The sequence below is a fragment of the Pseudomonas sp. THAF187a genome, from assembly GCF_009363395.1.
GTDB classification, from domain to species: domain Bacteria; phylum Pseudomonadota; class Gammaproteobacteria; order Pseudomonadales; family Pseudomonadaceae; genus Aquipseudomonas; species Aquipseudomonas khazarica.
Genome location: NZ_CP045349.1, coordinates 4659330 through 4685241, shown reverse-complemented (window position 1 = coordinate 4685241; position 25912 = coordinate 4659330). Strand labels below are relative to the sequence as shown.

Genomic DNA, 25912 nt, shown 5'->3' with positions numbered 1-25912 from the left:
TAGGAGCGGCTTCAGCCGCGAAGGCTCCATCTCTCGGATAGCCGCAATGACCTCGCGCCAGGCCAGGTTTCAGAACAGCCGCAACGGCTCCTCATCCAGCGCAGCCAGCTGCTCGCGCAGGGCGAGAATCTGGTCGCCCCAGTAGCGCTCGCCGGCGAACCAGGGAAAGGCCAGGGGGAAGGCCGGGTCGTCCCAGCGCCGTGCGATCCAGGCGCTGTGGTGCATCAGGCGCAGGGCGCGCAAGCCCTCGATCAGCGGCAGTTCGCGGGCGGCGAAATCATGGAATTCCTGATAGCCATCGACCAGTTCTGCAAGCTGACCGAGGCGCTCATGGCGTTCGCCGGCCAGCATCATCCACAGGTCCTGCACGGCCGGGCCCATGCGGCAGTCATCCAGGTCGACCATATGGAAGCTGTCATCGCGGTACAGCAGGTTGCCGGGGTGGCAGTCACCATGCAGGCGGATGGCCTGGTAGCGCACGCGGGAGAACAGCTCGTCGAGGCGCGCCAGCAGGTCGCGGGCGACCGACTCGTAGGCCGGCAGCAGGCTTTTCGGAACGAAACCGCCGTCGAGCAGCGCGCCCAGGGCGGCATGGCCGAAGTTGTCCACCGCCAGGGTCTCGCGGTGGGCGAACGGACGACTGGCGCCGATGGCATGCATGCGCCCGAGCAACTGGCCGAGACGATACAGCTGGTCGAGATTGCCGGGCTCCGGGGCGCGGCCACCACGGCGCGGGAACAGGGCGAAGCGAAAACCGCCATGCGCGAACAGCGTCTCGCCGTTGCGTGACAGCGGCGCCACCACCGGCACCTCATTCTCGGCCAGCTCGGCGCTGAAGGCATGCTCTTCACGGATCGCCGCGTCGCTCCAGCGATCCGGGCGGTAGAACTTGGCGATCAGCGGCGTCTCGCCCTCGATGCCGACCTGATAGACGCGGTTCTCGTAGCTGTTCAGCGCCAGCACGCGAGCGTCACTGAGGTAGCCGAGGCTTTCCACGGCGTCGAGTACCAGGTCCGGGGTGAGGGTCGAAAAAGGATGGCTCATGAACGGCTCCGCACAAGTGGGCGCCCAGTCTACCGGCTTGCGCGAGGCGCAGGGGGCTGGTCGTCGCCGGTGCGCTACAGCTGGGTGCCGAGCAGCACCTGACTGGCGGCGAACTGGGCACGGACCGGGTCGTCGCGGTTCAGGCCCAGTGCCGTCAGCTGCTCGGCGGCGATCAAGGCGCACAGGGTCTGGCCGCTGGCCAGGCCGATGCGTACTTCGCTGGGGCCGTCGAGCGCCGGAATGATCTGTTCGATGCGCCCTTCGAGGGCATTGCGCTGTTCATCGCGAGGTGCGTGAAGCGGATGCAGCTCCAGCCAGCCGGCCTTGATCAGGGCGACGACGTTGCTGCCCGGCTGCAGGTGCAGGTTGTCCGTACTGTCGTGGGTGATCTGCGCCTGCAGCCGCTCACCGCCCGGCAGCTCGATATCGATCAGGTCGTTGTGCCCGCAGGGATGAATCGCACGCACGCGACCGGCGAGCTGGTTGCGCGCGCTGGTGCGCAGCATCAGCCGGCCGAGCAGTTGCAGGTCGGCGTCGTCCTCGGCGGCCAGCAGCAACTGGGCCTGCAGCGCCTGCACGCGCTGGTGCAGGGCCAGAAGGCGCTCGCCGGCTGGCGTCAGGCGTGCGCCGCCACCGCCCTTGCCGCCGACGCTGCGGCTGACCAGCGGCTGCTCGGAAAGATTGTTCAGCTCGTCGATGGCATCCCAGGCCGCCTTGTAGCTCAGCCCGGCGGCCTTGGCCGCGCGGGTGATGGAGCCCAGCTCGGCAATCCGCTCCAGCAGGGCCAGGCGTTTGGGGCGGCGGCTGAGCAGTTGCGCGAGAGGGTCGAGCTGAGACATGGCGGACGGGCAGGCGAGAAGAATGTCGGGCACGGTGCGTGACTGCGCCCGGCACGTCAAGTCAGCCGTCACCCGGTGCTGGCGTGCGGGCCAGGCAGTAGACGTCGATGCGTGACGCCCCGGCGCGGCGCAGCAGTTGGGCGATGCTGCTGGCGGTCGCGCCCGTGGTCAGCACGTCATCGATCAGCGCCAGATGAGCGCCACGGAGCCGCGCCTGCGGCTCCAGGGCGAAGGCCTGGCGCAGGTTGCGCTTGCGCGTGGCGGCGTTCAGCCCCTGCTGCGCAGGGGTATCGAGCGGGCGCCGCAACCAGTCGCCGTGAACCGGCAACTGCAGGCTGGCGCCCAGCCAGTCGGCGAGCATCTGCGCCTGGTTGAAGCCACGCTGCCGTTGCCGCCGCAGAGCCAATGGCACCGGCAGCAAGACCTGTGGCCTGGGCAGGCCCTCGGCATAGGCGTGGCGCAGGTGCTCGGCCAGCAACTCGGCGAGCAGGCGACCGTGCGGCCACTGGCCCTGGTGCTTGAAGCGGGTGATCAGGCTGTCTACCGGGAAGGCATAGCGCCACGGCGCTTCCACGCGGGTGAAGCCTGGCGCCTTCTTCTGGCAGGCGCCGCAGGTCAGTCCTTGCGCGGGCAAGGGTACGGCGCAGACCAGGCAATGCGCGCCCAGCCAGGGCAGCTCGGCTTCACAGGCCGTGCAGATGCCGTGCGTGGGGTGGTCGTTGGCGTCGTCGCACAGTTGGCAGTGGCGCCGCAGGCGCAACCAGCCGAGGCGTTGCAGCGAACACAGGTCGAATCCGGGCATGACGGCTCATCCTTGAGCGACGGAGCCCCGAGCCTAGCAGGTCTCAGCGAATCAACCAGCCCATCACCACCAGGCCGAGGAACAGCCAGATGATCCCGCCGATGATCGAGCGTCTCAGCAGCGCGCGCACGCCGTTGTAGAGAAACAGCAGGCCGATGATCAGCAGGATGATGCTGAAGATCGAGACGTCCATGCCGATGGCACTGGCCAGGCCGCGGAGGAAATCGTCGAACGCATCGGCAACGGCTCCCAGCGCACCGGACAGCACGTCCACGACGAAACGGATGGCGCGACCCAGTACCTGGCCGAGTCCTTCGAAGAAACCTTCTACCTGCATGCAAGCGTCCTGTATTGGCGATAGGCATTGGGCAAGATGCCATGATGGAAGTTCGATCGATCAATATGTGATCAATGGTAAACCTGTGTCTTTCTTGCGGTTGACAGCATCCAACTGCCACTTATGATGGCCTGAGCCTGAATGCCCCCTCAAACAGATGCCACCAAGCGTCGAAGGATTTCCCAGATGAGCGCAACCGCAGCAACCACCGCCCGCCACGATTGGTCCCTCGCCGAAGTTCGTGCGCTGTTCGAGCAGCCCTTCAACGATCTGCTGTTCCAGGCGCAGACGGTACACCGCGCGCACTTCGATCCCAACCGCGTGCAGGTCTCGACCCTGCTGTCGATCAAGACCGGTGCCTGCCCGGAGGACTGCAAGTACTGCCCGCAGTCCGGCCACTACAACACGGGCCTGGACAAGGAAAAGCTGATGGAGGTGCAGAAGGTGCTGGAGGCGGCGGCCGAGGCCAAGGCCATCGGCTCGACGCGCTTCTGCATGGGCGCGGCGTGGAAGCATCCGTCGGCCAAGGACATGCCCTACGTGCTGGAAATGGTCAAAGGCGTGAAGAAGCTCGGCCTGGAAACCTGCATGACCCTCGGTCGCCTGGACCAGGAACAGACCCAGGCGCTGGCCGATGCGGGGTTGGACTACTACAACCACAACCTCGACACCTCGCCGGAGTTCTACGGCAACATCATCACCACGCGCACCTACGGCGAGCGCCTGCAGACCCTGGCCTACGTGCGCGAGGCGGGCATGAAGATCTGCTCCGGCGGCATTCTCGGCATGGGCGAGTCGGTGGACGACCGCGCCGGGCTGCTGATCCAGCTGGCCAACCTGCCCGAGCATCCGGAAAGCGTACCGATCAACATGCTGGTCAAGGTCAAGGGCACGCCGCTGGCCGAAGAGAAGGACGTCGATCCGTTCGACTTCATCCGTACCCTGGCGGTGGCGCGCATCATGATGCCGCAGTCCCATGTGCGCCTGTCCGCCGGTCGCGAGCAGATGAACGAGCAGATGCAGGCCCTGGCCTTCATGGCCGGTGCCAACTCGATCTTCTACGGCGAGAAGCTGCTGACCACCGCCAACCCGCAGGCCGACAAGGACATGGCCCTGTTCAAGCGCCTCGGCATCAAGCCGGAAGAGCGCGAGGAACATGCCGACGAGGTGCACCAGGCGGCCATCGAGCAGGCCCTGGTCGAGCAACGCGACTCCCAGCTGTTCTACAACGCGGCCTCGGCCTGATATCTCCCAGGTGGATGGATGAAGCGTCATCCGCCCTGCGCAGCCCGATGCCATGCGCAGGGTGGCTGACCCGCTTGCGGTTATCCACCGTTCTCCGGTGCCTGCCATGTCTTTCGATCTTGCTGCCCGCCTGGCCGAGCGCCAGGCAGCCGACCTGTTCCGCAGCCGTCCTCTGCTGCAGACCCCGCAGGGTCCGCAGGTGCGTGCTGATGACCAGGAGCTGCTGGCCTTCTGCTCCAACGATTACCTGGGCCTGGCCAACCACCCCGAGGTGATTCGCGCGCTGCAGCAGGGCGCGGAGCAATGGGGCGTCGGTGGCGGCGCGTCGCACCTGGTGATTGGCCACAGCACGCCTCACCATGAGTTGGAAGAGGCGCTCGCCGCGTTCACCGGACGCCCGCGCGCGCTGCTGTTCTCCACGGGCTACATGGCCAACCTCGCTGTCGTCACCGCGCTGCTCGGCCAGGGTGACAGCGTGCTGGAGGATCGCCTCAACCACGCGTCGCTGCTCGACGCCGGCCTGCTGTCCGGCGCGCGCTTCTCGCGCTACCTGCACAACGATGCGGTCAGCCTGGCCAATCGCCTGCGCAAGGCCAGCGGCAACTGCCTGGTGGTCACCGATGGGGTGTTCAGCATGGATGGCGACCTGGCCGACCTGCCGGCGCTGTGCGCCGAGGCGCGGCTCAAGGATGCCTGGGTGATGGTCGACGATGCCCATGGCTTTGGCCCGTTGGGGGCGACCGGCGCTGGCATCGTCGAACATTTCGGCCTGGGCCAGGATGACGTGCAGGTGCTGGTCGGCACCCTGGGCAAGGCCTTTGGTACTGCCGGTGCCTTCGTCGCTGGCAGCGAAGAGCTGATCGAGACGCTGATCCAGTTCGCCCGCCCCTACATCTACACCACCAGCCAGCCGCCCGCCGTGGCCTGCGCCACGCTGAAGAGCCTGGAGCTGCTGCGTACCGAGAGCTGGCGCCGCGAGCACCTGGCCGGGCTGATTGCCCGCTTCCGTCAGGGCGCCAGCGAGATCGGCCTGGACCTGATGGACAGCCCGACGCCGATTCAGCCGATCCTGGTCGGTGACAGCGCCCGCGCCCTGAAGCTTTCGGCGCTGCTCAAGGCGCGCGGCATGCTGGTCGGCGCCATTCGTCCGCCGACCGTGCCGGCCGGCAGCGCGCGTCTGCGCGTGACCCTCTCCGCCGCCCATAGCGCAGCGCAGCTCGAACTGCTGCTCGAAGCCTTGGCCGAATGCTGGCCCCAGGTGCACACCGATGACTGAGAAACTGATTCTGCTGCCCGGCTGGGGCTTCGATGCGGCCGTGCTGCAACCCCTTGCGGATGCACTGGGTGGCGAGTGCCAGGTGCAGGTCGCCGCACTGCCCAGGTTGGCCTCCGCGTCTGCCGGGGACTGGCTCGACGAGCTGGATGCGCGCCTGGCCGATGGTTGCTGGCTGGCCGGCTGGTCGCTGGGCGGCATGCTCGCCGCTGCCCTGGCGGCGCGGCGCGGCGCGCGTTGCCGCGGCCTGATCAGCCTGGCCAGCAATGCCTGCTTCGTGGCCAGCGAGCGCTGGCCGCAGGCGCTGGCCGAAGACACCTACAGCGCGTTCTACCAGGGCTGTCAGGCGAATGCCGGCGCGACCCTGAAACGCTTCGCCATGCTCTGTGCCCAGGGCGCTGCAGATGCGCGCGGCCTGTCGCGGCAGCTGCAGACGCACCTGCTCGCGGGGGACGAGGCGGCACTGCTCGCCGGCCTGCGGGTTCTGGCGAGCCTCGACAATCGTGCGCCGCTGGCGGCCTTCGGCGGGGCGCAGCTGCATCTGCTGGCCGAGCTGGACGCACTGGTCCCGGCTGCGGCGGGCGACGCGCTGCTGGCGTTGTTGTCGGCGGGCGAGGTGGATGTGCTGGAGGGCTGTGGTCATGCCTTCGTGCACGAGCAGGCTGACAGCGTGGCGGCGCTGATGCTGGATTTCATCCGTGAGTCCGACGATGGCTGAGTGTTCCGAACGCGCGCAGGGCACCGACGCCGAGGTGAGCACGGCGGCCCTGCTGGACAAGCGCCAGGTGGCGGCGTCGTTCTCGCGAGCGGCGACGAGCTACGATGCCGTGGCCGAACTGCAGCGCCATGTCGGCACGCAACTGCTGGCGCGTCTGCCGGTTTCGCTGCAGCCGCATCGCTGGCTGGACCTGGGCAGCGGCACGGGTTATTTCACCCGCGCCCTTGGCGAGCGCTATGGGCAGTGGACGGGGTTGGCCGTGGACATCGCCGAAGGCATGCTGCGCCATGCCAGGCCCCAGGGGGGCGCCGCGCACTTCATCGCCGGTGATGCCGAGGCCCTGCCGCTGCAGGCGGCCAGCGTCGACCTGCTGTTCTCCAGCCTGGCGCTGCAGTGGTGCGCCGATTTCCCGCGCGTGCTGAGCGAAGCGCAGCGGGTGTTGCGCCCCGGCGGCGTGCTGGCGTTCTCCAGCCTGTGCGTCGGCACCCTGCAGGAGTTGCGCGACAGCTGGCAGGCGGTCGACGGCTTCGTCCACGTCAATCGCTTCCGCCGGTTCGAGGACTACCAGCAGTGCTGCGCCGCCAGTGGCATGCAGGTGCTGAGCCTGCAGCGCCAGGCGCAAACGCTGCATTTCCGCGACCTGCGCAGCCTGACCACTTCGCTCAAGGACCTCGGCGCGCACAACCTCAACCCTGGCCGGCCGGGTGGCCTGACCGGGCGTGCGCGTATTCGCGCGCTGGTCGAGGCCTACGAACGCTGGCGTCAGCCCGCCGGGCTGCCTGCTACCTATCAGGTGGTCTACGGCGTGTTGCAGAAACTTCCGGGCGACGTTGCTGGCGTCGCCTAGCGGCGGTCCGCAATCGCCCGCCAGAAAGACACCTTCGGATAGCAGCGACGGGAGACATCGTCATGACGCACGCCTACTTCGTCACGGGGACGGATACCGAGATCGGCAAGACCACCATCGCTGCCGGCCTGCTGCACGCTGCCCGCCTGCGCGGGTTGAGTACTGCGGCGGCCAAGCCGGTCGCCTCCGGTTGCCAGCGAACGCCGCAAGGGCTGCGCAACGACGATGCGCTGGCCCTGCTGGCGCAGTGTTCGCTGCCGCTGCGCTACGAGGAGGTCAACCCGCTGGCGTTCGAGCCGGCGATCGCGCCGCACCTGGCGGCGCGCGAGGTCGGCGTCGAGTTGACTGTCGCCAGCCTGGCCAGCCCGGTGCGCGCGATCCTGGCAAGGAACGCCGACTTCTCCCTGGTCGAAGGTGCCGGTGGCTGGCGTGTACCCCTGGCCGGGCGCGAGAGCCTGTCGGACCTGGCCCAGGCGCTGGCGATACCGGTGATCCTGGTCGTGGGTGTGCGGCTGGGCTGCATCAACCACGCGGTCCTGACGGCCGAGGCCATCGAACGTGACGGTCTCAAGCTTGCCGGCTGGGTCGCCAATATCGTCGACCCGCAGACCTCGCGCCTGGAAGAGAACCTGGCGACCCTGGGCGAGCGATTGCCCGCTCCGTGCCTGGGCCGGGTGCCGTACCTGGAAGATGCGAGCGCCGCCGCGGTGGCGCAGCACCTGGCGCTGGAACGCCTGGCCGACTGGGAATAAACAGCCGGCGGACGATAGCCTTTTGTCTGTACATTTTTTAGCCGACTTCTGCTTCAATACGCAGCATCAGGTTTTATTTCCCCTTGGGAGCTGTCGATGGAAATCTCCAGCAATGCATTCAGTTCGGGCTTGAACGGCATCCAGGCCGGGCAACGCCGTGTCGAGCAGGCGGCCAGCGACATCGCCAGCAACGCGGTGACCGAGCCGCAGCAGCCCAGCCAGACGCCACCGCAGAACCAGGTGAACCCCACGCCACAGTCTGCCGAGCAGACGCGCCCCGACCTGGCGGAAAGCCTAGTCGCCTTGCGCGTTGGCGAGAACGAGGTGCGGGCCAGCTCACGTGTCGTGGAAACCGCCGATGAGGTGCTGGGTACGCTCATCGACACGCGTGCGTAAGTAGTTCCACCCCGGCCGTGGATGCGGCCTGCAACGGGGTAGGAGGGAGCACATGCAGATCGGCAACAGCGTGCCACCTTTCGTCCCTGCGCCGTCCTTCTCTTCGGCTCGGCCCCTCTCGTCCGACGTTTCCCCCGATATCGCCCGTGCCGACCAGGCACCCGTGACCGCGCCGCAGGAGCAGCAGGCGAATTCCAGCGCCTCCGGGCGCGAAGAGGCTGACCGTGCCTCCACCGATACGGCGGACGACAGCGCCGAAGCCAGCCCCCGGGAGCAGCGCCAGCAGCAGCTGGAGATCGCCGATCTGGTTCAGCGTGATCGTGAAGTGCGCACCCACGAACAGGCCCATGCCGCTGTCGGCGGGCAGTACGCCGGTTCACCGACCTACAGCTTCAAGCGTGGCCCTGACGGCCAGCGCTATGCCGTCTCCGGCGAGGTCGGCATCGACACGGCCGCTGTCCCCAATGACCCCGAAGCCACCTTGCGCAAGATGGAAGTCGTGCTGCGGGCCGCCCTCGCGCCCGCCGAGCCCTCCGCACAGGATCTGCGCGTGGCTGCCCAGGCCCAGGCCAAGGCGGCGCAGGCGCGGGTGGAGCTGGCCGAACTGCGTCGCGACGAAGCCGCCAGCGCCAGCGAGGAGAGCAAGGGGCGTGACGACGAACGGCAAGCCCAGGAGGCGTCTGACGAGCAGGGCCAGCAGGCCGTGCCGCCCGCACCTGACCTTGACCTGTACCGGCGCCTGGGCGAGTTGCCGTCGTCGGAGCCCGGCATCGATCTGGTCGCGTGACGGGTCGATTGGCAGCGCTTGACAAGGGGTTGGCGTAAACGTATGTTTCAAACGCCTGTTTGATTGCTTCGGCCGCAGCCTCGTGGCCGGGCAGCCGGGAGTGATCCCGAGAGCGACCGCCAAGACGGTCACCCCAACTACTAGGAATCCACCGCAGAGGTTTACCGCTATGCCTGACTACAAGGCCCCCTTGCGTGACATTCGTTTCGTTCGTGACGAGCTGCTGGGCTACGAAGCGCACTACCAGAGCCTGCCAGGTTGCCAGGACGCCACTCCGGACATGGTCGACGCCATCCTCGAGGAAGGCGCGAAGTTCTGCGAGCAGGTCCTGTCGCCGCTGAACCGCGTGGGTGACACCGAAGGCTGCACCTGGAGCGAGTCCGGTGTGAAAACCCCGACGGGCTTCAAGGAGGCCTATCAGCAGTTCGTCGAAGGCGGCTGGCCGAGCCTGGCCCATGACGTCGAGCACGGCGGTCAGGGTCTGCCGGAGTCGCTGGGTCTGGCGATCAGCGAAATGGTCGGTTCGGCCAACTGGTCGTGGGGCATGTACCCGGGCCTCTCCCACGGTGCGATGAACACCCTGAGCGCCCACGGTACCGACGAGCAGAAGCACACCTACCTGACCAAGCTGGTATCCGGCGAGTGGACCGGCACCATGTGCCTGACCGAGCCGCATTGCGGTACCGACCTGGGCATGCTGCGCACCAAGGCCGAACCGCAGGCCGACGGCAGCTACAAGGTCACCGGCACCAAGATCTTCATCTCCGCGGGTGAGCACGACATGGCCGGCAACATCGTCCATATCGTCCTGGCCCGCCTGCCCGATGCACCGGCCGGTACCAAGGGTATCTCGCTGTTCATCGTGCCGAAGTTCATGCCCAACGCCGATGGCGGCGTAGGCGAGCGCAATGCCGTTTCCTGTGGCTCCATCGAGCACAAGATGGGCATCCACGGCAACGCCACTTGCGTGATGAACTTCGACGGCGCCACCGGCTTCCTGATCGGCCCGGCCAACAAGGGCCTGAACTGCATGTTCACCTTCATGAACACCGCTCGTCTGGGTACCGCGCTGCAAGGCCTGGCCCACGCCGAAGTCGGTTTCCAGGGTGGCATCAAGTACGCCCGTGAGCGTCTGCAGATGCGTTCGCTGACTGGCCCGAAAGCGCCGGAAAAAGCCGCTGACCCGATCATCGTGCATCCGGACGTGCGCCGCATGCTGCTGACCATGAAGGCCTTCGCCGAAGGCAACCGTGCCATGGTCTACTTCACCGCCAAGCAGGTGGACATCGTTCAGCACAGCGACAACGAAGAAGAGAAGAAGGTCGCCGACGAGCTGCTGGCGTTCCTGACGCCGATCGCCAAGGCCTTCATGACCGAAGTGGGCTTCGAGTCCGCTTCCCACGGCATGCAGATCTACGGTGGCCATGGCTTCATCAGCGAGTGGGGCATGGAGCAGAACCTGCGTGACTGCCGCATCTCCATGATGTACGAAGGCACCACCGGCGTTCAGGCGCTCGACCTGCTGGGCCGCAAGGTGCTGATGACTCAGGGCGGCGCGCTGAAGAACTTCACCAAGATCGTGCACAAGTTCTGCCAGGCCAACGAAGGCAACGACGCCGTCAAGGAATTCGTCGAGCCGCTGGCCAAGCTGAACAAGGAGTGGGGCGACATCACCATGAAGATCGGCATGGCGGCGATGAAGGATCGCGAGGAAGTCGGTGCCGCTTCGGTGGACTACCTGATGTACTCCGGTTACGCCTGCCTGGCCTACTTCTGGGCCGACATGGCGCGCCTGGCTGCCGAGAAACTGGCTGCCGGTGCGGGTGACGAGGCCTTCTACAAGGCCAAGCTGCAGACTGCCCGCTTCTACTTCGCGCGCATCCTGCCGCGCACTCGCGCGCACGTCGAGACCATGCTGTCTGGCGCCAGCAACCTGATGGACATGGATGAAGAGCACTTCGCGCTCGGCTTCTGATTCCGTCACGGTTGAACGCAAACGCCGCCCTTCGGGGCGGCGTTTGCGTTTTTGCGCGTCGTACTGAAGGGAATGTCGCATCCTGTCGCTGTTTTCAATCATCGAAGCAGGCAGAATGCCTTCATCTCTTGCTCAGGGTGTCCGCGTGATCCGTCCGGCCAATCTGCGCCTCAGCCATTTCCTCTCCTCGCTGCCGTTGCTGGTCGGCGCGTTCGTGGCTGCCCGGCTGCCGGTGCTCAGCGAATTCTTCATCTCCCTGTTCAATGTCCTGCCGACCCTGCTGTTGCTGCTCGGCGGCGCCTTCTGCCTGGCCTATGGCCGCCAGCGCGAGGTCTTCCTGCTGCTGGTGCTGTACGTCGGCTACTTCATGCTCGATATCCAGGTCGATCATTTCCGTGACAACGGCCAGGTCAGGGACGACGCCGTCCTGGTCTTTCACCTGATCTGCGTGCTGTTGCCGATGCTCTATGCCCTCTACGGCTGCTGGGAGGAGCGTTCGCACCTGGCCCAGGACATGCTGGCGCGGGCGCTGGTCCTGCTGGCGGTGAGTGCGGTGGCCTTCGCGCTCGGACGCCGCTATCCACAGGGCATCGCCGACTGGCTGGCGCAGATCCACTGGCCGGCGTTGCACGGCGCCTGGATGAGCCTCGCGCAGCTGACCTACCTGGTGTTCCTGGTCGCTTTCGTCGCGCTGCTGGTGCAGTACCTGCGACGCCCGCGGCCCTTGCACGCGGCGCAACTGGTCGGGCTTGTCGGCCTACTGTGGATGCTGCCGCAGGTGTTCATCATGGCCCATGCGCTGCAGGTGATGAGTAGCATGGTCATGCTCATGCTGGTGGCGGCGGTGGCGCACGAGGCCTACCAGATGGCCTTCCGTGACGAGCTGACCGGCCTGCCCGGACGGCGTGCGCTCAACGAGCGTCTGCAGCGCCTCGGGCGTGACTATGTGATCGCCATGGTCGATGTCGATCACTTCAAGAAATTCAACGATACCCATGGCCATGACGTCGGCGACCAGGTGTTGCGCCTGGTCGCCAGCCAGCTGCGCAAGGTCGGCGGTGGCGGCAAGGCTTACCGCTATGGCGGCGAGGAGTTCACCCTGCTGTTTCCCGGCAAGAGCGTGGAGCAATGCGTGCCGCACATGGAGGCCGTGCGCCTGGCCATCGAGCAGTACCGCATGCAGCTGCGCGACAAGCAGAGCCGTCCGCGTGATGATCGCGAGGGCAAGCAGCGTCGTGCCGGCAAGGCCGCCAGCGAGGTTTCGGTGACGGTCAGCATGGGCGTGGCCGAGCGCCAGGCCGAGCAGCGCACACCGCAGGAAGTGATCAAGGAAGCGGACAAGGCGCTCTACAGCGCCAAGGCCGCCGGGCGCAACTGCATTCGCAGCGCCGGGCAGCGACGTGGTGCAGTGAAGGTCAGCGCCCCGGCCGACTGAGCCGGCTTATGGCGGCGCATTCAGGCGGCCAACGATCATTGTTGCCGTTCCATTCGCGGCAGTAGCGTGGGGCACCTGACCGCTACCCGAATGGAGAACGACCATGCCCGAGTACAAGGCCCCGCTGCGCGACATGCGCTTTCTGATCGACGATGTCTTCGCCTTTCCCGCCCACTACGCAAGCCTGGGGGCCGACGATGCGAGCCCGGACATGGTCGCGGCGATCCTCGAGGAGGGCGCCAAGTTCTGCGAGCAGGTGCTGGCCCCGCTGAACCGCAGCGGTGATGAGGAGGGTTGCCATTTCGACAACGGCGTGGTGACCACGCCCAAGGGCTTCAAGGAGGCCTTCGCGCAGTATGCCGAGGGTGGCTGGATGGGCCTGGCCGCCGATCCGCTGCATGGCGGGCAGGGCCTGCCCGAGTCTCTCGGCCTGATCGTCGCCGAGATGGTCGCCTCGGCCAACCAGTCCTGGGCCATGTACCCGGGGCTGACCCATGGCGCCATGTCCGCGATCCACGCCCATGGCAGCGAAGAGCAGAAGCAGACCTACCTGACGCGCCTCACCGAAGGCCGCTGGACCGGCACCATGTGCCTGACCGAGCCGCATTGCGGTACCGATCTGGGCATCATCAAGACGCGCGCCGTGCCGCAGGCAGACGGCAGCCATGCGATCTCCGGGACGAAGATCTTCATCTCCGCGGGCGAGCACGACATGAGCGAGAACATCGTGCACCTGGTGCTGGCCAAGCTGCCCGACGCGCCTGCGGGCACCCGGGGCATTTCCCTGTTCATCGTGCCCAAGTTCCTGCCCCAGGGCGACAGCGTCGGCGCGCGCAATGCGGTGAGCTGCGGCTCCATCGAGCACAAGATGGGCATCAAGGCTTCGGCGACCTGCGTGATCAACTTCGACGCGGCGACCGGTTACCTGATCGGCGAGGCCAACAAGGGCCTCGCCTGCATGTTCACCATGATGAACCATGCCCGCCTGGGCACCGGCATGCAGGGCCTCTGCCTGGGCGAGGCCAGCTATCAGGGCGCGCTGCGCTACGCCAGGGAGCGCCTGCAGATGCGCGCACTGACGGGGCCGAAGGCGCCGGACAAGGCGGCCGATCCGATCATCGTGCACCCCGATGTCCGCCGCATGTTGCTGACCATGAAGGCGTTCAACGAGGGCAACCGCGCGCTGGCCTACTTCACTGCGCAGCTGATCGATGTCGCGCACCGCGCGGAGACGGCCGAAGCGCGCCAGGAGGCCGAGGACCTGCTGGCCTTGCTCACGCCGATCTGCAAGGCGTTCATGACCGAGACCGGGCTCGAGGCCACCAACCACGGCATGCAGGTTTTCGGCGGGCATGGCTACATCCGTGAGTGGGGCATGGAGCAACTGGTGCGCGATTGCCGCATCGCGCCGATCTATGAAGGCACCAATGGCATCCAGGCCCTCGACCTGCTCGGGCGCAAGGTGCTGGGCAGTCAGGGCAAGCTGCTGCGCGGTTTCACCCGTGTCCTGCACAAGTTCTGCGAGGCCCAGCAGGAGCATCCGCAACTGGCCCCGCAGGTGGCGCAGCTGGCGGCGTTGAACCGGCAGTGGGGGGAGCTGACGCAGAGCATCGGCATGGCAGCGATGAAGAATCCGGACGAGGTCGGCGCGGCGTCGGTCGATTACCTGATGTATTCGGGCTATGTCACCCTGGCCTACTTCTGGTTGCGCATGGCTGTGGTCGCCCAGGAAAAGCTCGCGCAAGGGGATGACGATGGCTTCCATCAGGCCAAGCTGGTGACGTGCGCCTTCTACTTCCAGCGCATCCTGCCGCGCACCGAGGCGCATCGTCTGGCGATGTCGGCGGGCAGCGCCAGCACCATGCAGCTGGCGGAAGAACACTTCGCCTTCTGACCGCTGGTCGAGGCAGTTCGGCCCGCCTTCTGGCGGGCCTTTTCATTTCATGGACATATGAGTGGTGACTGAATATATGGTCACAACATGACCCTATGTGTCTGAAAAGTTGTTGGATTAAACTCGGTCCACATACGTAAGTCCGCTTTTCGAGGATGTGTCATGGCCGATTACAAAGCCCCCCTGCGCGACATGCGCTTCGTGCTCAATGAAGTATTCGATGTCTCCAAGCTCTGGGCCGAGTTGCCGGCCCTGGCCGAAGTGGTCGACGCCGATACCGCCAGCGCCATTCTGGAGGAGGCCGGCAAGGTCACCGCAGGCAGCATCGCGCCGCTGAACCGCAGTGGCGATGAAGAAGGCTGCTCCTGGGACGACGGCGCGGTGAAAACGCCGGCAGGTTTCCCCGAGGCCTACCAGACCTACGCCGAAGGCGGCTGGGTGGGTGTCGGTGGTTCGCCGGAGTTCGGCGGCATGGGCATGCCCAAGGTGATCGGCGCCCAGGTCGAGGAAATGGTCAACTCGGCCAACCTGTCCTTCGGCCTCTACCCGATGCTGACCGCCGGTGCCTGTCTGTCGATTCTCAACCACGCCAGCGAAGAGCTGAAGGCGCAGTACCTGCCGAACATGTATGCCGGCGTCTGGGCCGGCTCCATGTGCCTGACCGAGCCGCATGCCGGCACCGACCTGGGCATCATCCGCACCAAGGCCGAGCCCCAGGCCGATGGCAGCTACAAGGTCACCGGCACCAAGATCTTCATCACCGGTGGTGAGCACGACCTGACCGAGAACATCATCCACCTGGTGCTGGCCAAGCTGCCGGATGCGCCGGCTGGCCCGAAAGGCATTTCGCTGTTCATCGTGCCCAAGGTCATGGTCAATGCCGACGGCTCGCTGGGTGAGAAGAACGCCCTGGGCTGCGGCTCCATTGAACACAAGATGGGCATCAAGGCCTCGGCCACCTGCGTGATGAACTTCGATGGCGCCACCGGCTACCTGGTCGGCGAAGTGAACAAGGGCCTCAGCGCCATGTTCACCATGATGAACTACGAGCGCCTGGGCGTTGGTATCCAGGGCCTGGCACTGGGTGAGCGCAGCTACCAGAGCGCCGTCGAGTATGCGCGCGAGCGCATCCAGAGCCGTGCCCCGACCGGCCCGCAGGCAAAAGACAAAGCAGCCGACCCGATCATCGTGCATCCGGACGTGCGTCGCATGCTGCTGACCATGAAGGCGCTGAACGAGGGCGGTCGTGCCTTCTCCAGCTACGTCGCCATGCAGCTGGACACCGCCAAGTACAGCGAGGACAAGGACACCGCCAGGCGCGCCGACGAACTGGTCGCCCTGCTGACCCCGGTGGCCAAGGCCTTCCTCACCGACATGGCGCTGGAAACCACCGTGCATGGCCAGCAGATCTTCGGCGGCCATGGCTTCATTCGCGAGTGGGGCCAGGAGCAGCTTGTCCGGGATTGTCGCATCACCCAGATCTACGAAGGCACCAACGGCATCCAGTCGCTGGACCTGATGGGGCGCAAGATCGTGGGCAGCGGTGGCAGCTTCTACAAGCACCTGTCCGACGAGATCAAGGCGTTCGTTGCCGCGGCCGATGCCGGCCTCGCCGAGTTCACCCAGCCGCTGACCGCGGCGGTGCAGAACCTCGATGAGCTGACCGCCTGGGTCCTGGATCGTGCCAAGAGCAATCCCAACGAAATCGGCGCGGCGTCGGTGGAGTACCTACATGTGTTCGGCTACACCGCCTACGCCTACATGTGGGCGTTGATGGCGCGCGCGGCGCTGGGCAAGGAAGGTCAGGACGAGTTCTACGCCAGCAAGCTGGGCACGGCGCGCTTCTACTTCGCCCGCCTGTTGCCGCGCGTTCACTCCTTGAGCGCCTCGGTCAAGGCCGGTAGCGAATCGCTGTACCTGCTGGATGCCGCGCAGTTCTGAGTCCCGCTGCGTGGTGGATGAGCCCCGGCCCCTGTGCCGGGGTTTTTCATTTCAGCGGCAGCGCGCGTTCAGCCTGCTCAGGTAGAGCAGGGCAGGGCGCTGCGACTGCAGGTGCAACGACCCCGGCTCGTTCTCCACGAGCAGGCCGTTGCCCGCCGCGATGTCGTGCAGCACGCCACCTGCATCGACCCTGACGGCAGTCTGCGCCGCGTTCCACAACAGCAGTACCTCGGCATCGTTCTCCACGAGCTGTTCGCCCTGCAGCCTCAGCGCCTGCAGGTCATGCGTCCAGGCGCCGCGTCGCGTCATCAGGTTGAGGTCGGTGATGGGGCCGTCCTGCAGCTGCGCGCTGATCGCCTCCTCACCGCCGAATACCGCGATGGTGCCGTTGCCCGACAGCGTCTCGCGCCGGCCGTTTTCCCGCTGCAGGTGCAAGCCCTTGCCGGCCAGCACGACCAGGCTGCGGTCGATGCCGGGGAAGCGGGAGAAGGCACCGCTGGAGGCGACGCTCGCGCTGCTGATGCGCCAGTCGAAGTCGTCCAGGCTGGCACCTGCCGGGCAGATGGCCAGTTCCAGCGTCGAGCCGCCTCCGTTCTTCCAGGGCATGGCGATGGCGCTGCTGGGGTCGAGCAGGGTGTAGGGCATGGTCTTCTCTAATGTATATACATATTGGGTGGGTCGTCGGCATGGCAACCGCCCGCCTCGTCATTCCCCGCGTGTCGCGGAGGTGGCTACAATCATAACGTATCACTGCAACGGTCAAGCGACAGGCGGATGATCTTGGCATGCGTCGCCGGCTTGACGTCGATTCGATTCGTTTCTATTGTATATACAAATAAAGCGCAAAGAGCACCTGGCCGATGCATTCCAATTCGAAACAGCTGTGGCGCGACGTTCAGGTCTTCGATGGCCAGGCGCTGCTGGACGAGGCGATGACCGTGCGCGTCGACGACGGTCGCGTGGCCGGCATGTGGCCGTCGCGGGCGTTCGCCGAAGCGGACGCCCAGGGCGCCGTCGAAGCGGGGCTGGGTGGGGTGATGACGCCGGGCCTGGTCGACTGTCACACGCACCTGGTCTACGCCGGCGACCGCGCCGGTGAATTCGAGCAGCGCCTGGAAGGGGTCAGCTACGCCGAGATCGCCAAGGCTGGCGGCGGCATCCTCAGCACCGTGCGCGCGACTCGCGAAGCCAGCGAGGAGGCGCTGCTCGCCGCCAGCCTGCCGCGTCTCGACGCGCTGCTCGCCGATGGCGTGACCACCGTGGAGATCAAGTCCGGTTATGGCCTGACCCTGAGCGACGAGCTGAAGATGCTGCGTGTCGCCCGTCGTCTCGGCGAGCTGCGCCCGGTGCGCGTCACCACCACGCTGCTGGGGGCCCACGCGCTGCCTCCGGAATACGCCGGGCGCGCCGATGATTACGTGAGCCTGGTCTGCGACGAGATGATCTCGGCCGCCGCTGGCGAAGGGCTGGCCGACGCGGTGGATGTGTTCTGCGAAGGCATCGGTTTTTCCCCGGCGCAGTGCGAGCGCATCTACCAGGCCGCCCAGGCGCACGGCCTGGCGATCAAGGCGCATGCCGAGCAGCTGTCCAACCTCGGTGGCAGCGCCCTGGCCGCGCGCTACGGCGCGTTGTCGGCCGACCATATCGAATACCTCGACGAGGCCGGCGTGCGAGCCATGGCCGAGGCCGGCACCGTTGCCGTGCTGCTGCCCGGCGCCTTCCACGTGTTGCGCGAAACCCAGTTACCGCCCATCGACCTGCTGCGCCAGTACCAGGTGCCGATGGCCGTGGCCAGCGACGCCAACCCCGGCACCTCGCCGATCTGCATGCCGAGTCTGATGGCCAACCTGGCCTGCACCCTGTTCCGCCTGACCCCGCGTGAAGCCCTGGCCGGCATGACCGCTCATGCTGCCCGCGCCCTCGGCCTGCCCGAGCTGGGACGGATCGCCGTCGGCGCAGCGGCGGACCTGTGTCTGTGGGACATCCAGCACCCGGCCGAGCTGGCCTACGCGGTGCAGAGCGGGCGCCTGCGCCAGCGCATTTTCAACGGAGTCATCACCCATGCTCGCTGATCGTTTCTCCCTCGACGCCTGGACCGGCCGTATCGACCCCGAGCCGGACAGCCCGCGCTGGCACCAGCGCATCCAGCCGCTGGCCGAGGCCCGCGAGCCAGGCCTGGCCCTGCTCGGCTTCGCCTGCGACGAGGGCGTGCGACGCAATCATGGTCGCGTCGGCGCCGCCGGCGGGCCGCTGGCCCTGCGCAAGGCTCTGGCCAACCTGGCCTGGCACCGTGAAGCGCCGGCCTTCGACGCCGGCGACGTGATCTGCGAGGACGGCGACCTGGCCGCCGCCCAGGCGCGCCTGGCGCGTGGCGTCTGCGCGCTGCTGGAGGCCGGGCACCTGCCGCTGGTGCTCGGTGGCGGCCATGAGGTGGCCTTCGGCAGCTGGTCCGGCCTGGCCGAGCATTTCGCCGGACGGAAGACGGCGCCGAAGATCGGCATCGTCAACTTCGACGCGCATTTCGACCTGCGCGATCCGGCGCATGTGCAGTCCTCGGGTACGCCCTTCGCGCAGATCGCCGAGCAGTGCCAGGCCCGTGGCTGGCCGTTCCACTACGCCTGCCTGGGCGTCAGCCGAGCCAGCAATACCCGCGCGCTGTTCTCCCGCGCCGCCGAGCTGAACGTGCTGGTGCGCGAGGACCACGAGATGCGCGAGGCCGGCCTGGCCGCCATCGCAGCCGAGCTGGAGACCTTCCTCGCCGACTGCGACGCCTTGTACCTGACCATCGATATCGACGTGCTGCCCGCCTGCGAGGCGCCGGGCGTCAGCGCACCGGCCGCGCGCGGGGTCCCGCTGGCGCTGCTCGAGCCGCTGCTCGAAGGCCTCAAGCGCAGCGGCAAGCTGCGCCTGGTGGATTTCGCCGAGCTCAACCCGAACCACGACATCGACAACCGTACCGCCAAGGCGGCGGCGCGCCTGATTCACCTGCTCAGTCTCTGAGCAGGCGCCACCCCGACGCTTTCTCGCACAACAACAACTACGAGGAACCTCCCATGTACGTCATCGCCCGCCGCAGCGGCCAGGAGCCGCGCCATGTCTGAACCCCTGTCACTGAGCGGCAGCGTGTCGCGCCCGCGTGCCCTGGCGCGCCTGCTGGGTTACAGCCTGATCGGCCTGCTGCTGTTCTTCGTACCGTTCGACATCGGCGGGCGCTCGACCATCCTCCTCGACCACGCCGCCAGCGCCCTGCAACTGCACGCGCGTCCGCTGGTGATCGGCCTGGCCCTGCTGTTCATGCTCTACGGCGCGCTGGCGCCCTGGCTCGACGGCAGCTGGCGCAGGAGCCTGACCCACACCGCGTTCAGCGTCCTCAAGGTATTCGGCCTGTTGATCGGACTGGCCTACCTGCTGCAGCTCGGGCCGCAGGCGCTGTACCAGCCGGGCATGCTGCCGTTTCTGTTCGACAAGCTGGTGCTCAGCCTGGCACTGATCGTGCCGCTGGGCTCGCTGGCCCTGGTGTTCCTCATCGGCTTCGGCCTGCTCGAGCTGATCGGCGTGCTGATGCAACCGGTGATGCGGCCGATCTGGCGGACACCCGGCAAGTCGGCCATCGATGCCGTGGCGTCGTTCGTCGGCAGCTACTCGGTGGGCCTGCTGATCACCGACCGCATGTATCAGCAGGGGCACTACAGCGTGCGTGAGGCGGCGATCATCGCCACCGGCTTCTCCACCGTGTCCGCGCCGTTCATGGTGATCATCGCCAAGACCCTGGGCCTGATGGGGCAGTGGAACCTGTATTTCTGGGGAGCCATGGCCGTGACCTTCAGCGTGACTGCGGTCAGCGCGCGCATCTACCCGCTCTCGCGGTTGCCATCCGAGGCCATTCCCGAGGCGCAGCTGCAGGCCGGTGAAAGCCGCCTGGGCAGTGCCTGGCGGGCCGGCCTGGAGCAGGCGGGCAGCGCGCCATCGTTGCTCTGCGCGCTGCGCGAGACTTTCGTCGACGGCCTGCGCATGACCGCCGCGATCCTGCCGAGCATCCTCGCCGTCGGCCTGCTCGGGCTGCTCGCGGCCAAGTACACGCCGCTGTTCGATGCCCTCGGCGTGCTGCTCTACCCGCTGATCTGGCTGTTCGGTCTGGACGAGCCGATGCAGGTGGCCCGCGCCCTGTCCTCCGGCCTCGCGGAAATGTTCCTGCCGGCGATGCTGCTCAAGGACGCCGATGTGCTGGTCAAGTTCGTCACCGCCATCGTCTCGGTGAGCAGCGTACTGTTCCTTTCCGCCTCGATTCCCTGCGTGTTGGCCACGCGGATTCCCCTGAGCCTGGGGCAACTGCTGCTGATCTGGCTGCAGCGCACCCTGCTCAGCCTGCTGTTCGCCATCCCCCTGGCGTACCTCGCACAATTTCTGGGCTGGCTCTGACCGCCCGTGACTAACCCGTTCTCCCCAGGAGCCCGCAACATGACCAAGTTCCGCGACACCGAAATCCGCGCCCCGCGCGGTACCCAACTGAATGCCAAGAGCTGGCTGACCGAAGCGCCGCTGCGCATGCTGATGAACAACCTCGACCCGGACGTGGCCGAGAATCCCAAGGAACTGGTGGTGTACGGCGGCATCGGCCGTGCCGCGCGCAACTGGGAATGCTTCGACAAGATCGTCGAAACCCTGAAGGAGCTGAACGACGACGAAACCCTGCTGGTGCAGTCGGGCAAGCCGGTCGGCGTGTTCCGCACCCACAAGGACGCGCCGCGGGTGCTGATCGCCAACTCCAACCTGGTGCCGCACTGGGCCACCTGGGAACACTTCAACGAGCTGGATGCCAAGGGCCTGGCCATGTACGGCCAGATGACCGCCGGCAGCTGGATCTACATCGGCAGCCAGGGCATCGTCCAGGGCACCTTCGAGACCTTCGTCGAGGCCGGTCGCCAGCACTACGACGGCAACCTCAAGGGCCGCTGGGTACTCACCGCCGGTCTCGGCGGCATGGGCGGCGCCCAGCCGCTGGCCGCGACCCTGGCCGGTGCCTGCTCGCTGAACATCGAGTGCCAGCAGTCGAGCATCGACTTCCGCCTGCGCAGCCGCTACGTCGACGAGCAGGCCAGCGATCTCGACGACGCCCTGGCGCGTATCGCCAAGTACTGCGCCGAAGGCAAGGCCATCTCCGTCGCGCTGCTGGGCAACGCCGCCGAGATCCTGCCGGAGCTGGTCAAGCGTGGCGTGCGCCCGGACATGGTCACCGACCAGACCAGCGCCCACGACCCGCTCAATGGCTATCTGCCGATCGGCTGGACCTGGGAACAGTACAAGGATCGCGCCGCCACCGACCCGGCCGCAGTGGTCAAGGCGGCCAAGCAGTCGATGGCCGTGCACGTGCAGGCCATGCTCGATTTCCAGAAGATGGGCGTGCCGACCTTCGACTACGGCAACAACATCCGCCAGATGGCCAAGGAAGAGGGCGTGGCCAACGCCTTCGACTTCCCGGGCTTCGTGCCGGCCTATATCCGTCCGCTGTTCTGCCGTGGTGTCGGCCCGTTCCGCTGGGCGGCGCTGTCCGGCAACCCCGAGGACATCTACAAGACCGACGCCAAGGTCAAGGAACTGATCCCGGACGACGAGCACCTGCATCGCTGGCTGGACATGGCCCGCGAGCGCATCAGCTTCCAGGGCCTGCCGGCGCGCATCTGCTGGGTCGGCCTGGGCCTGCGTGCCAAGCTCGGCCTGGCGTTCAACGAAATGGTCCGCAGTGGCGAGCTGTCCGCGCCAGTGGTGATCGGCCGCGACCACCTCGACTCCGGTTCGGTGGCCAGCCCCAACCGCGAGACCGAGGCGATGGCCGACGGCTCCGATGCCGTGTCCGACTGGCCGCTGCTCAACGCCCTGCTCAACACCGCCAGCGGTGCCACCTGGGTGTCGCTGCACCATGGTGGCGGCGTGGGCATGGGCTTTTCCCAGCACTCCGGCGTGGTGATCGTCTGTGACGGTACCGACGAGGCCGCCGCCCGTATCGCCCGTGTGCTGACCAACGACCCCGGTACTGGTGTAATGCGTCACGCCGATGCCGGTTACCAGATCGCCATCGATTGTGCCCGCGAGCAGGGTATGAACCTGCCGATGATCGGCAAAGGAGAATGAACGTGACTGCCCTGAACCTGAACCCTGGCCAGCTGACCCTGGCCGACCTGCGCACCGTCTACCAGGCTCCGGTGCGCCTGACCCTGGACCCGAGCGCCCATCAGGCGATCGACGCCAGCGTCGCCTGCGTCGAAAGCATCATCGCCGAGGGACGCACCGCCTATGGCATCAACACTGGCTTCGGTCTGCTGGCCTCGACCCGCATCGCCAGCCATGACCTGGAAAAACTGCAGCGCTCGCTGGTGCTGTCGCACGCGGCCGGTATCGGCGAGCCGCTCAGCGACGCCATGGTGCGCCTGATCATGGTGCTGAAGATCAACAGCCTGGCGCGCGGTTTCTCCGGCATCCGGCGCAAGGTGATCGACGCGCTGATCGCCCTGGTCAACGCCGAGGTCTACCCGCACATTCCGCTCAAGGGCTCGGTAGGCGCCTCCGGCGATCTGGCGCCACTGGCGCACATGTCCCTGGTGCTGCTCGGCGAGAGCCAGGCACGGCACAAGGGCGAGTGGCTGTCGGCCACCGAGGCGCTGGCCGTGGCCGGCCTGGAGCCGATGACCCTGGCCGCCAAGGAGGGCCTGGCCCTGCTCAATGGCACCCAGGTGTCCACCGCCTATGCCCTGCGCGGGCTGTTCGAGGGTGAAGACCTGTACGCCGCTGCCAGCGTCTGCGGCGCGCTCAGCGTCGAGGCGCTGCTCGGTTCGCGGTCGCCGTTCGATGCGCGCATTCACGCTGCCCGTGGCCAGCGCGGACAGATCGATGCCGCCGTGGCTTACCGTCACCTGCTCGGCGACAGCAGCGAGATCGGCCGCTCCCACGAGGCCTGCGACAAGGTGCAGGACCCGTATTCGCTGCGCTGCCAGCCGCAGGTCATGGGCGCCTGCCTGACCCAGCTGCGCCAGGCGGCCGAGGTGCTGGGCGTCGAGGCCAACGCGGTATCGGACAACCCGCTGGTGTTCGCCGCCGAAGGCGAAGTCATCTCCGGTGGCAACTTCCACGCCGAGCCGGTGGCCATGGCCGCCGACAACATCGCCCTGGCCATCGCCGAAATCGGTTCGCTGTCCGAGCGTCGTATCTCGCTGATGATGGACAAGCACATGTCGCAGCTGCCGCCGTTCCTGGTGGCCAATGGCGGGGTCAACTCCGGCTTCATGATCGCCCAGGTCACCGCCGCCGCGCTGGCCAGCGACAACAAGGCCCTGGCCCATCCGCACAGCGTCGACAGCCTGCCGACCTCGGCCAACCAGGAAGACCATGTGTCGATGGCACCCGGCGCCGGCAAGCGCCTGTGGGAAATGGCCGCCAACACCCGTGGCGTGCTCGCCGTCGAGTGGCTGGGCGCCTGCCAGGGCCTGGACTTCCGCGAAGGCCTGAAGAGCACCCCGGCGCTGGAACAGGCGCGGGAAATCCTGCGCGGCGAGGTACCGTACTACGTCGAGGATCGCTTCTTCGCGCCGGACATCGCCGCGGCCAACGAGCTGCTGGCCGAACGCGTGCTGACGCCCCTGCTGCCGGCCGGGATGCTGCCTTCCGTGGGCTGATCCAGGCCCTGTAGGAGCCCGCTCGCAGGCGATCAGGCCCACACGCCTGGCGCCGGCGAGCCGGCTCCTACAGCGAACGGCGGTTGTCGCGTTATCATCCGCGCAGCCGGATTCACCAAGGAGCTTTCGTGACCACCACCCCGCGCTACAAGGCCATCGAGGATTTTCTGCTCGAACGCATTCACGGCGGTGCTTATCCGGTCAATCACCAGATTCCGCCGGAAGAGCAGCTGGCCCGCGATTTCTCCGTCAGCCGCATGACCGCCAACAAGGCGATCCAGAATCTGGTGCAGAAGGGCTACCTGGTACGCCAGGCCGGTCTGGGCACCTTCGTCACCGACCGCAAGGCCGAATCGCCGCTGCACGAGGTGATGAACATCGCCAGTGAAGTGCGTGGTCGCGGCCATGCCTATTCCAACCAGGTGCTGCGCTGCGAGGCCATCGCGGCGGACGACGAGGTCGCCTTGCGCCTGGGCGTGCGCCTGGGGGCCGAGGTGTTTCACAGCGTGCTGGTGCACCTGCAGGATGGCCTGCCGATCCAGCTGGAGGATCGCTTCGTCAATCCGCGCTGGGTGCCGGACTACCTGCAGACCGACTTCAGCCAGCGCACGCCCAACGAGGTGCTGGTGGCGAGCAGCCCGATGTCCGATGTCGAGCATGTGGTCGAGGCCGTGCTGGTGGATGCGCGTACCGCCGAGCAGTTGCAGATCGACCCCGCCATGCCCTGCCTGAGCGTGATTCGGCGAACCTGGTCGGGTGACCATCTGATCAGCTATGCGCGCCTGATCCATCCGGGCGAGCGCTACAAGCTGCGTTCGCTGCACAAGCGCAGAAGCTAGGCGCCGGACCAGGCGATCCGCAGCCGTCCTGTCGCGCTCAAGGCGCTTGCCACTGCGTCGGCTCAGTCGCCGATCAACTGATCCACCAGGTCCGGGTCGTCGATGAAGCGGTTGCGCGTGCCTTGCAGCACCTCGATCCTGTCGTTGCGCGCCCTCTCGTCGGCATCGGGCGGGTCCAGGCGGTGCCAGGCCTTGAACATCGGTATCAGACCGACGATGGGCAGATCGTATTCCACGTGCATGTAGAAGATCGCCCGGGCGATATTGCCCTTGGCTTCGTCGCGCGGCTCGACCAGCTGGAAGCTGTTCTTCATGTCGCAGCCGATATCGGCGAACTTGCTCGATACATCGTCACCCAGCTCGCCGAACTGCGCATTGCGTCTGACCAGCTCCACCCGGGTCAGGGCCGGGTAGTGGTTGTGCAGGTCGGCGGCGATGTAGGGATAGCGCGGGTTCATGATCGTGCATTGACGATCGGTCACGCAGCGCATGGCGCTCTTGAGCTGCTTGCTGCTGTAGATCGGGCTGGCGGTGAGTGCGCCGCCGCCACTCTCGAACGCCTTGCCGCAATACAGCGTAGTGCCGCCATTGCCATAGAGGCTCTGCCAGAACGCCTGGTCGATGGCTTGCTTGACGTTGCCCAACTGACTTTGCCCGCTGCCCAGAGCGGAAACGCTGACGCAGGTTGCCAGGCAACCCAGAAACAGGATGACCGTACGCATGCTTTGGCTGCCATTGCCGGGGGAGGTTTCTTGTAGGACAAAGTGAAGTCTAGCAAGACGTGCGTCACAAAAGCACGAGGCATTGCGCCAGCACTTGCAAGGTGCGCAACGGACCCTGGGGCGCGTAGCAACGGGCGCCGCAGCGTGGCCTCAACTGCGGGGTGAAAGCGTGTAAGTCATGGCTTACATGATGTCCCGATTATCACCACTGTCGGTGTTTCAGGTACGGGCGTACTCTTCTTCCATGGATTCAGCGCAGGAAGCGCACAAACGAACAGGGACACACTGGACAGCCACCAGGACGGTGAGCAGATCAAGGATGTCAGGACAACAGTCTGCAAGGCCCCGCAATCGCGGGGTTTTCTTTTTTCCGGCTTTCGACTTTCCGCAACGGCAATC

23 protein-coding genes are annotated in these 25912 nt (G+C 66.6%); 17 read left to right on the top strand and 6 right to left on the bottom strand.

Features of this window, described 5'->3' with window-relative positions; translation table 11 throughout:
* Positions 1–69 precede the first annotated feature (69 nt).
* From FIV02_RS21880 to FIV02_RS21865, 4 genes are all read right to left on the bottom strand, one after another.
* Entirely contained in the window at positions 70–1044 is a 975-nt protein-coding gene (locus FIV02_RS21880; protein WP_152489775.1) for a serine/threonine protein kinase, read from the bottom strand.
* A 74-nt stretch (positions 1045–1118) separates the two neighbouring features.
* A complete protein-coding gene (locus FIV02_RS21875; RefSeq protein WP_134676523.1) occupies positions 1119–1883 on the bottom strand; it encodes a TOBE domain-containing protein in 765 nt (254 codons plus the stop codon).
* A gap of 61 nt (positions 1884–1944) precedes the next feature.
* Positions 1945–2685 carry a ComF family protein gene (locus tag FIV02_RS21870; protein WP_152489774.1) on the bottom strand — a complete coding sequence of 247 codons (741 nt, stop codon included), beginning with the start codon at positions 2683–2685 and terminating at the stop codon, positions 1945–1947.
* Between the two features lie 43 nt (positions 2686–2728).
* Positions 2729–3022: a hypothetical protein gene (locus FIV02_RS21865; protein ID WP_134676457.1), complete on the bottom strand. Its 294-nt coding sequence runs from the start codon at positions 3020–3022 to the stop codon at positions 2729–2731.
* A 186-nt stretch (positions 3023–3208) separates the two neighbouring features.
* Here FIV02_RS21865 and bioB point away from each other — a divergent pair, with 186 nt between their 5' ends.
* The 11 genes from bioB to FIV02_RS21810 all read left to right on the top strand — a co-directional run bounded on the left by bioB (position 3209) and on the right by FIV02_RS21810 (position 16285).
* On the top strand, positions 3209–4267 hold the full coding sequence (gene bioB, locus FIV02_RS21860) for a biotin synthase BioB (RefSeq protein WP_037056076.1): 1059 nt from the start codon (positions 3209–3211) through the stop codon (positions 4265–4267).
* 106 nt (positions 4268–4373) lie between these two features.
* Positions 4374–5543 carry an 8-amino-7-oxononanoate synthase gene (gene bioF / locus FIV02_RS21855; RefSeq protein ID WP_037056074.1) on the top strand — a complete coding sequence of 390 codons (1170 nt, stop codon included), beginning with the start codon at positions 4374–4376 and terminating at the stop codon, positions 5541–5543.
* The gene (locus tag FIV02_RS21850) at positions 5536–6258 is read left to right on the top strand and encodes an alpha/beta fold hydrolase (protein ID WP_152489773.1); all 723 of its coding nucleotides are present in this window, start codon (positions 5536–5538) and stop codon (positions 6256–6258) included. Before bioF ends, FIV02_RS21850 begins: the two co-directional genes overlap by 8 nt.
* Entirely contained in the window at positions 6251–7105 is an 855-nt protein-coding gene (bioC, locus tag FIV02_RS21845) for a malonyl-ACP O-methyltransferase BioC (protein WP_152489772.1), read from the top strand. Before FIV02_RS21850 ends, bioC begins: the two co-directional genes overlap by 8 nt.
* Before the next feature lie 62 nt (positions 7106–7167).
* Entirely contained in the window at positions 7168–7857 is a 690-nt protein-coding gene (gene bioD, locus FIV02_RS21840) for a dethiobiotin synthase (protein WP_152489771.1), read from the top strand.
* A 96-nt stretch (positions 7858–7953) separates the two neighbouring features.
* Complete coding sequence (locus FIV02_RS21835; RefSeq protein ID WP_047592815.1) at positions 7954–8253, top strand: hypothetical protein; 300 nt, start codon at positions 7954–7956, stop codon at positions 8251–8253.
* 52 nt (positions 8254–8305) lie between these two features.
* Positions 8306–9040 (top strand): putative metalloprotease CJM1_0395 family protein, encoded by a 735-nt coding sequence (locus FIV02_RS21830; RefSeq protein WP_152489770.1) that lies wholly within the window; start codon positions 8306–8308, stop codon positions 9038–9040.
* 169 nt (positions 9041–9209) lie between these two features.
* On the top strand, positions 9210–11015 hold the full coding sequence (locus FIV02_RS21825) for a phenylacyl-CoA dehydrogenase (RefSeq protein ID WP_134676460.1): 1806 nt from the start codon (positions 9210–9212) through the stop codon (positions 11013–11015).
* 115 nt (positions 11016–11130) lie between these two features.
* Positions 11131–12450 (top strand): GGDEF domain-containing protein, encoded by a 1320-nt coding sequence (locus tag FIV02_RS21820; protein ID WP_371923197.1) that lies wholly within the window; start codon positions 11131–11133, stop codon positions 12448–12450.
* A gap of 103 nt (positions 12451–12553) precedes the next feature.
* Positions 12554–14344 (top strand): acyl-CoA dehydrogenase C-terminal domain-containing protein, encoded by a 1791-nt coding sequence (locus FIV02_RS21815; protein ID WP_152489769.1) that lies wholly within the window; start codon positions 12554–12556, stop codon positions 14342–14344.
* 162 nt (positions 14345–14506) lie between these two features.
* Positions 14507–16285, top strand: coding sequence for an acyl-CoA dehydrogenase C-terminal domain-containing protein (locus FIV02_RS21810; RefSeq protein ID WP_152489768.1), 1779 nt, complete (start codon positions 14507–14509; stop codon positions 16283–16285).
* 51 nt (positions 16286–16336) lie between these two features.
* Here FIV02_RS21810 and FIV02_RS21805 read toward each other — a convergent pair whose 3' ends face one another.
* The gene (locus FIV02_RS21805) at positions 16337–16930 is read right to left on the bottom strand and encodes a HutD family protein (RefSeq protein WP_152489767.1); all 594 of its coding nucleotides are present in this window, start codon (positions 16928–16930) and stop codon (positions 16337–16339) included.
* A gap of 215 nt (positions 16931–17145) precedes the next feature.
* On the opposite strand from FIV02_RS21805, the gene hutI reads away from it, so the two are divergent.
* From hutI to hutC, 6 genes are all read left to right on the top strand, one after another.
* Positions 17146–18357, top strand: a complete 1212-nt coding sequence (gene hutI / locus FIV02_RS21800; protein ID WP_152489766.1) for an imidazolonepropionase — start codon at positions 17146–17148, stop codon at positions 18355–18357.
* Positions 18347–19285, top strand: coding sequence for a formimidoylglutamase (gene hutG, locus FIV02_RS21795; RefSeq protein WP_134676463.1), 939 nt, complete (start codon positions 18347–18349; stop codon positions 19283–19285). Before hutI ends, hutG begins: the two co-directional genes overlap by 11 nt.
* A gap of 93 nt (positions 19286–19378) precedes the next feature.
* Entirely contained in the window at positions 19379–20704 is a 1326-nt protein-coding gene (locus tag FIV02_RS21790; RefSeq protein ID WP_152489765.1) for a YjiH family protein, read from the top strand.
* Between the two features lie 39 nt (positions 20705–20743).
* Positions 20744–22414, top strand: a complete 1671-nt coding sequence (gene hutU / locus FIV02_RS21785; protein ID WP_152489764.1) for a urocanate hydratase — start codon at positions 20744–20746, stop codon at positions 22412–22414.
* Positions 22411–23952 carry a histidine ammonia-lyase gene (gene hutH, locus FIV02_RS21780; RefSeq protein WP_037056054.1) on the top strand — a complete coding sequence of 514 codons (1542 nt, stop codon included), beginning with the start codon at positions 22411–22413 and terminating at the stop codon, positions 23950–23952. The genes hutU and hutH overlap by 4 nt, the downstream gene beginning before the upstream one ends.
* A 128-nt stretch (positions 23953–24080) precedes the next feature.
* Positions 24081–24791, top strand: coding sequence for a histidine utilization repressor (hutC, locus tag FIV02_RS21775; protein ID WP_037056053.1), 711 nt, complete (start codon positions 24081–24083; stop codon positions 24789–24791).
* A gap of 62 nt (positions 24792–24853) precedes the next feature.
* Here hutC and FIV02_RS21770 read toward each other — a convergent pair whose 3' ends face one another.
* Positions 24854–25513, bottom strand: a complete 660-nt coding sequence (locus FIV02_RS21770; protein ID WP_037056052.1) for an endonuclease — start codon at positions 25511–25513, stop codon at positions 24854–24856.
* Positions 25514–25912 lie beyond the last annotated feature (399 nt).

Excerpts from the sequence above, each read along its gene's own strand:
- FIV02_RS21880 (WP_152489775.1), bottom strand. The coding sequence starts at position 1,044 with ATGAGCCATCCTTTTTCGACCCTCACCCCGGACCTGGTACTCGACGCC.
- FIV02_RS21875 (WP_134676523.1), bottom strand. The coding sequence starts at position 1,883 with ATGTCTCAGCTCGACCCTCTCGCGCAACTGCTCAGCCGCCGCCCCAAA.
- FIV02_RS21870 (WP_152489774.1), bottom strand. The coding sequence starts at position 2,685 with ATGCCCGGATTCGACCTGTGTTCGCTGCAACGCCTCGGCTGGTTGCGC.
- FIV02_RS21865 (WP_134676457.1), bottom strand. The coding sequence starts at position 3,022 with ATGCAGGTAGAAGGTTTCTTCGAAGGACTCGGCCAGGTACTGGGTCGC.
- bioB (WP_037056076.1), top strand. The coding sequence starts at position 3,209 with ATGAGCGCAACCGCAGCAACCACCGCCCGCCACGATTGGTCCCTCGCC.
- bioF (WP_037056074.1), top strand. The coding sequence starts at position 4,374 with ATGTCTTTCGATCTTGCTGCCCGCCTGGCCGAGCGCCAGGCAGCCGAC.
- FIV02_RS21850 (WP_152489773.1), top strand. The coding sequence starts at position 5,536 with ATGACTGAGAAACTGATTCTGCTGCCCGGCTGGGGCTTCGATGCGGCC.
- bioC (WP_152489772.1), top strand. The coding sequence starts at position 6,251 with ATGGCTGAGTGTTCCGAACGCGCGCAGGGCACCGACGCCGAGGTGAGC.
- bioD (WP_152489771.1), top strand. The coding sequence starts at position 7,168 with ATGACGCACGCCTACTTCGTCACGGGGACGGATACCGAGATCGGCAAG.
- FIV02_RS21835 (WP_047592815.1), top strand. The coding sequence starts at position 7,954 with ATGGAAATCTCCAGCAATGCATTCAGTTCGGGCTTGAACGGCATCCAG.
- FIV02_RS21830 (WP_152489770.1), top strand. The coding sequence starts at position 8,306 with ATGCAGATCGGCAACAGCGTGCCACCTTTCGTCCCTGCGCCGTCCTTC.
- FIV02_RS21825 (WP_134676460.1), top strand. The coding sequence starts at position 9,210 with ATGCCTGACTACAAGGCCCCCTTGCGTGACATTCGTTTCGTTCGTGAC.
- FIV02_RS21820 (WP_371923197.1), top strand. The coding sequence starts at position 11,131 with ATGCCTTCATCTCTTGCTCAGGGTGTCCGCGTGATCCGTCCGGCCAAT.
- FIV02_RS21815 (WP_152489769.1), top strand. The coding sequence starts at position 12,554 with ATGCCCGAGTACAAGGCCCCGCTGCGCGACATGCGCTTTCTGATCGAC.
- FIV02_RS21810 (WP_152489768.1), top strand. The coding sequence starts at position 14,507 with ATGGCCGATTACAAAGCCCCCCTGCGCGACATGCGCTTCGTGCTCAAT.
- FIV02_RS21805 (WP_152489767.1), bottom strand. The coding sequence starts at position 16,930 with ATGCCCTACACCCTGCTCGACCCCAGCAGCGCCATCGCCATGCCCTGG.
- hutI (WP_152489766.1), top strand. The coding sequence starts at position 17,146 with ATGCATTCCAATTCGAAACAGCTGTGGCGCGACGTTCAGGTCTTCGAT.
- hutG (WP_134676463.1), top strand. The coding sequence starts at position 18,347 with ATGCTCGCTGATCGTTTCTCCCTCGACGCCTGGACCGGCCGTATCGAC.
- FIV02_RS21790 (WP_152489765.1), top strand. The coding sequence starts at position 19,379 with ATGTCTGAACCCCTGTCACTGAGCGGCAGCGTGTCGCGCCCGCGTGCC.
- hutU (WP_152489764.1), top strand. The coding sequence starts at position 20,744 with ATGACCAAGTTCCGCGACACCGAAATCCGCGCCCCGCGCGGTACCCAA.
- hutH (WP_037056054.1), top strand. The coding sequence starts at position 22,411 with ATGAACGTGACTGCCCTGAACCTGAACCCTGGCCAGCTGACCCTGGCC.
- FIV02_RS21770 (WP_037056052.1), bottom strand. The coding sequence starts at position 25,513 with ATGCGTACGGTCATCCTGTTTCTGGGTTGCCTGGCAACCTGCGTCAGC.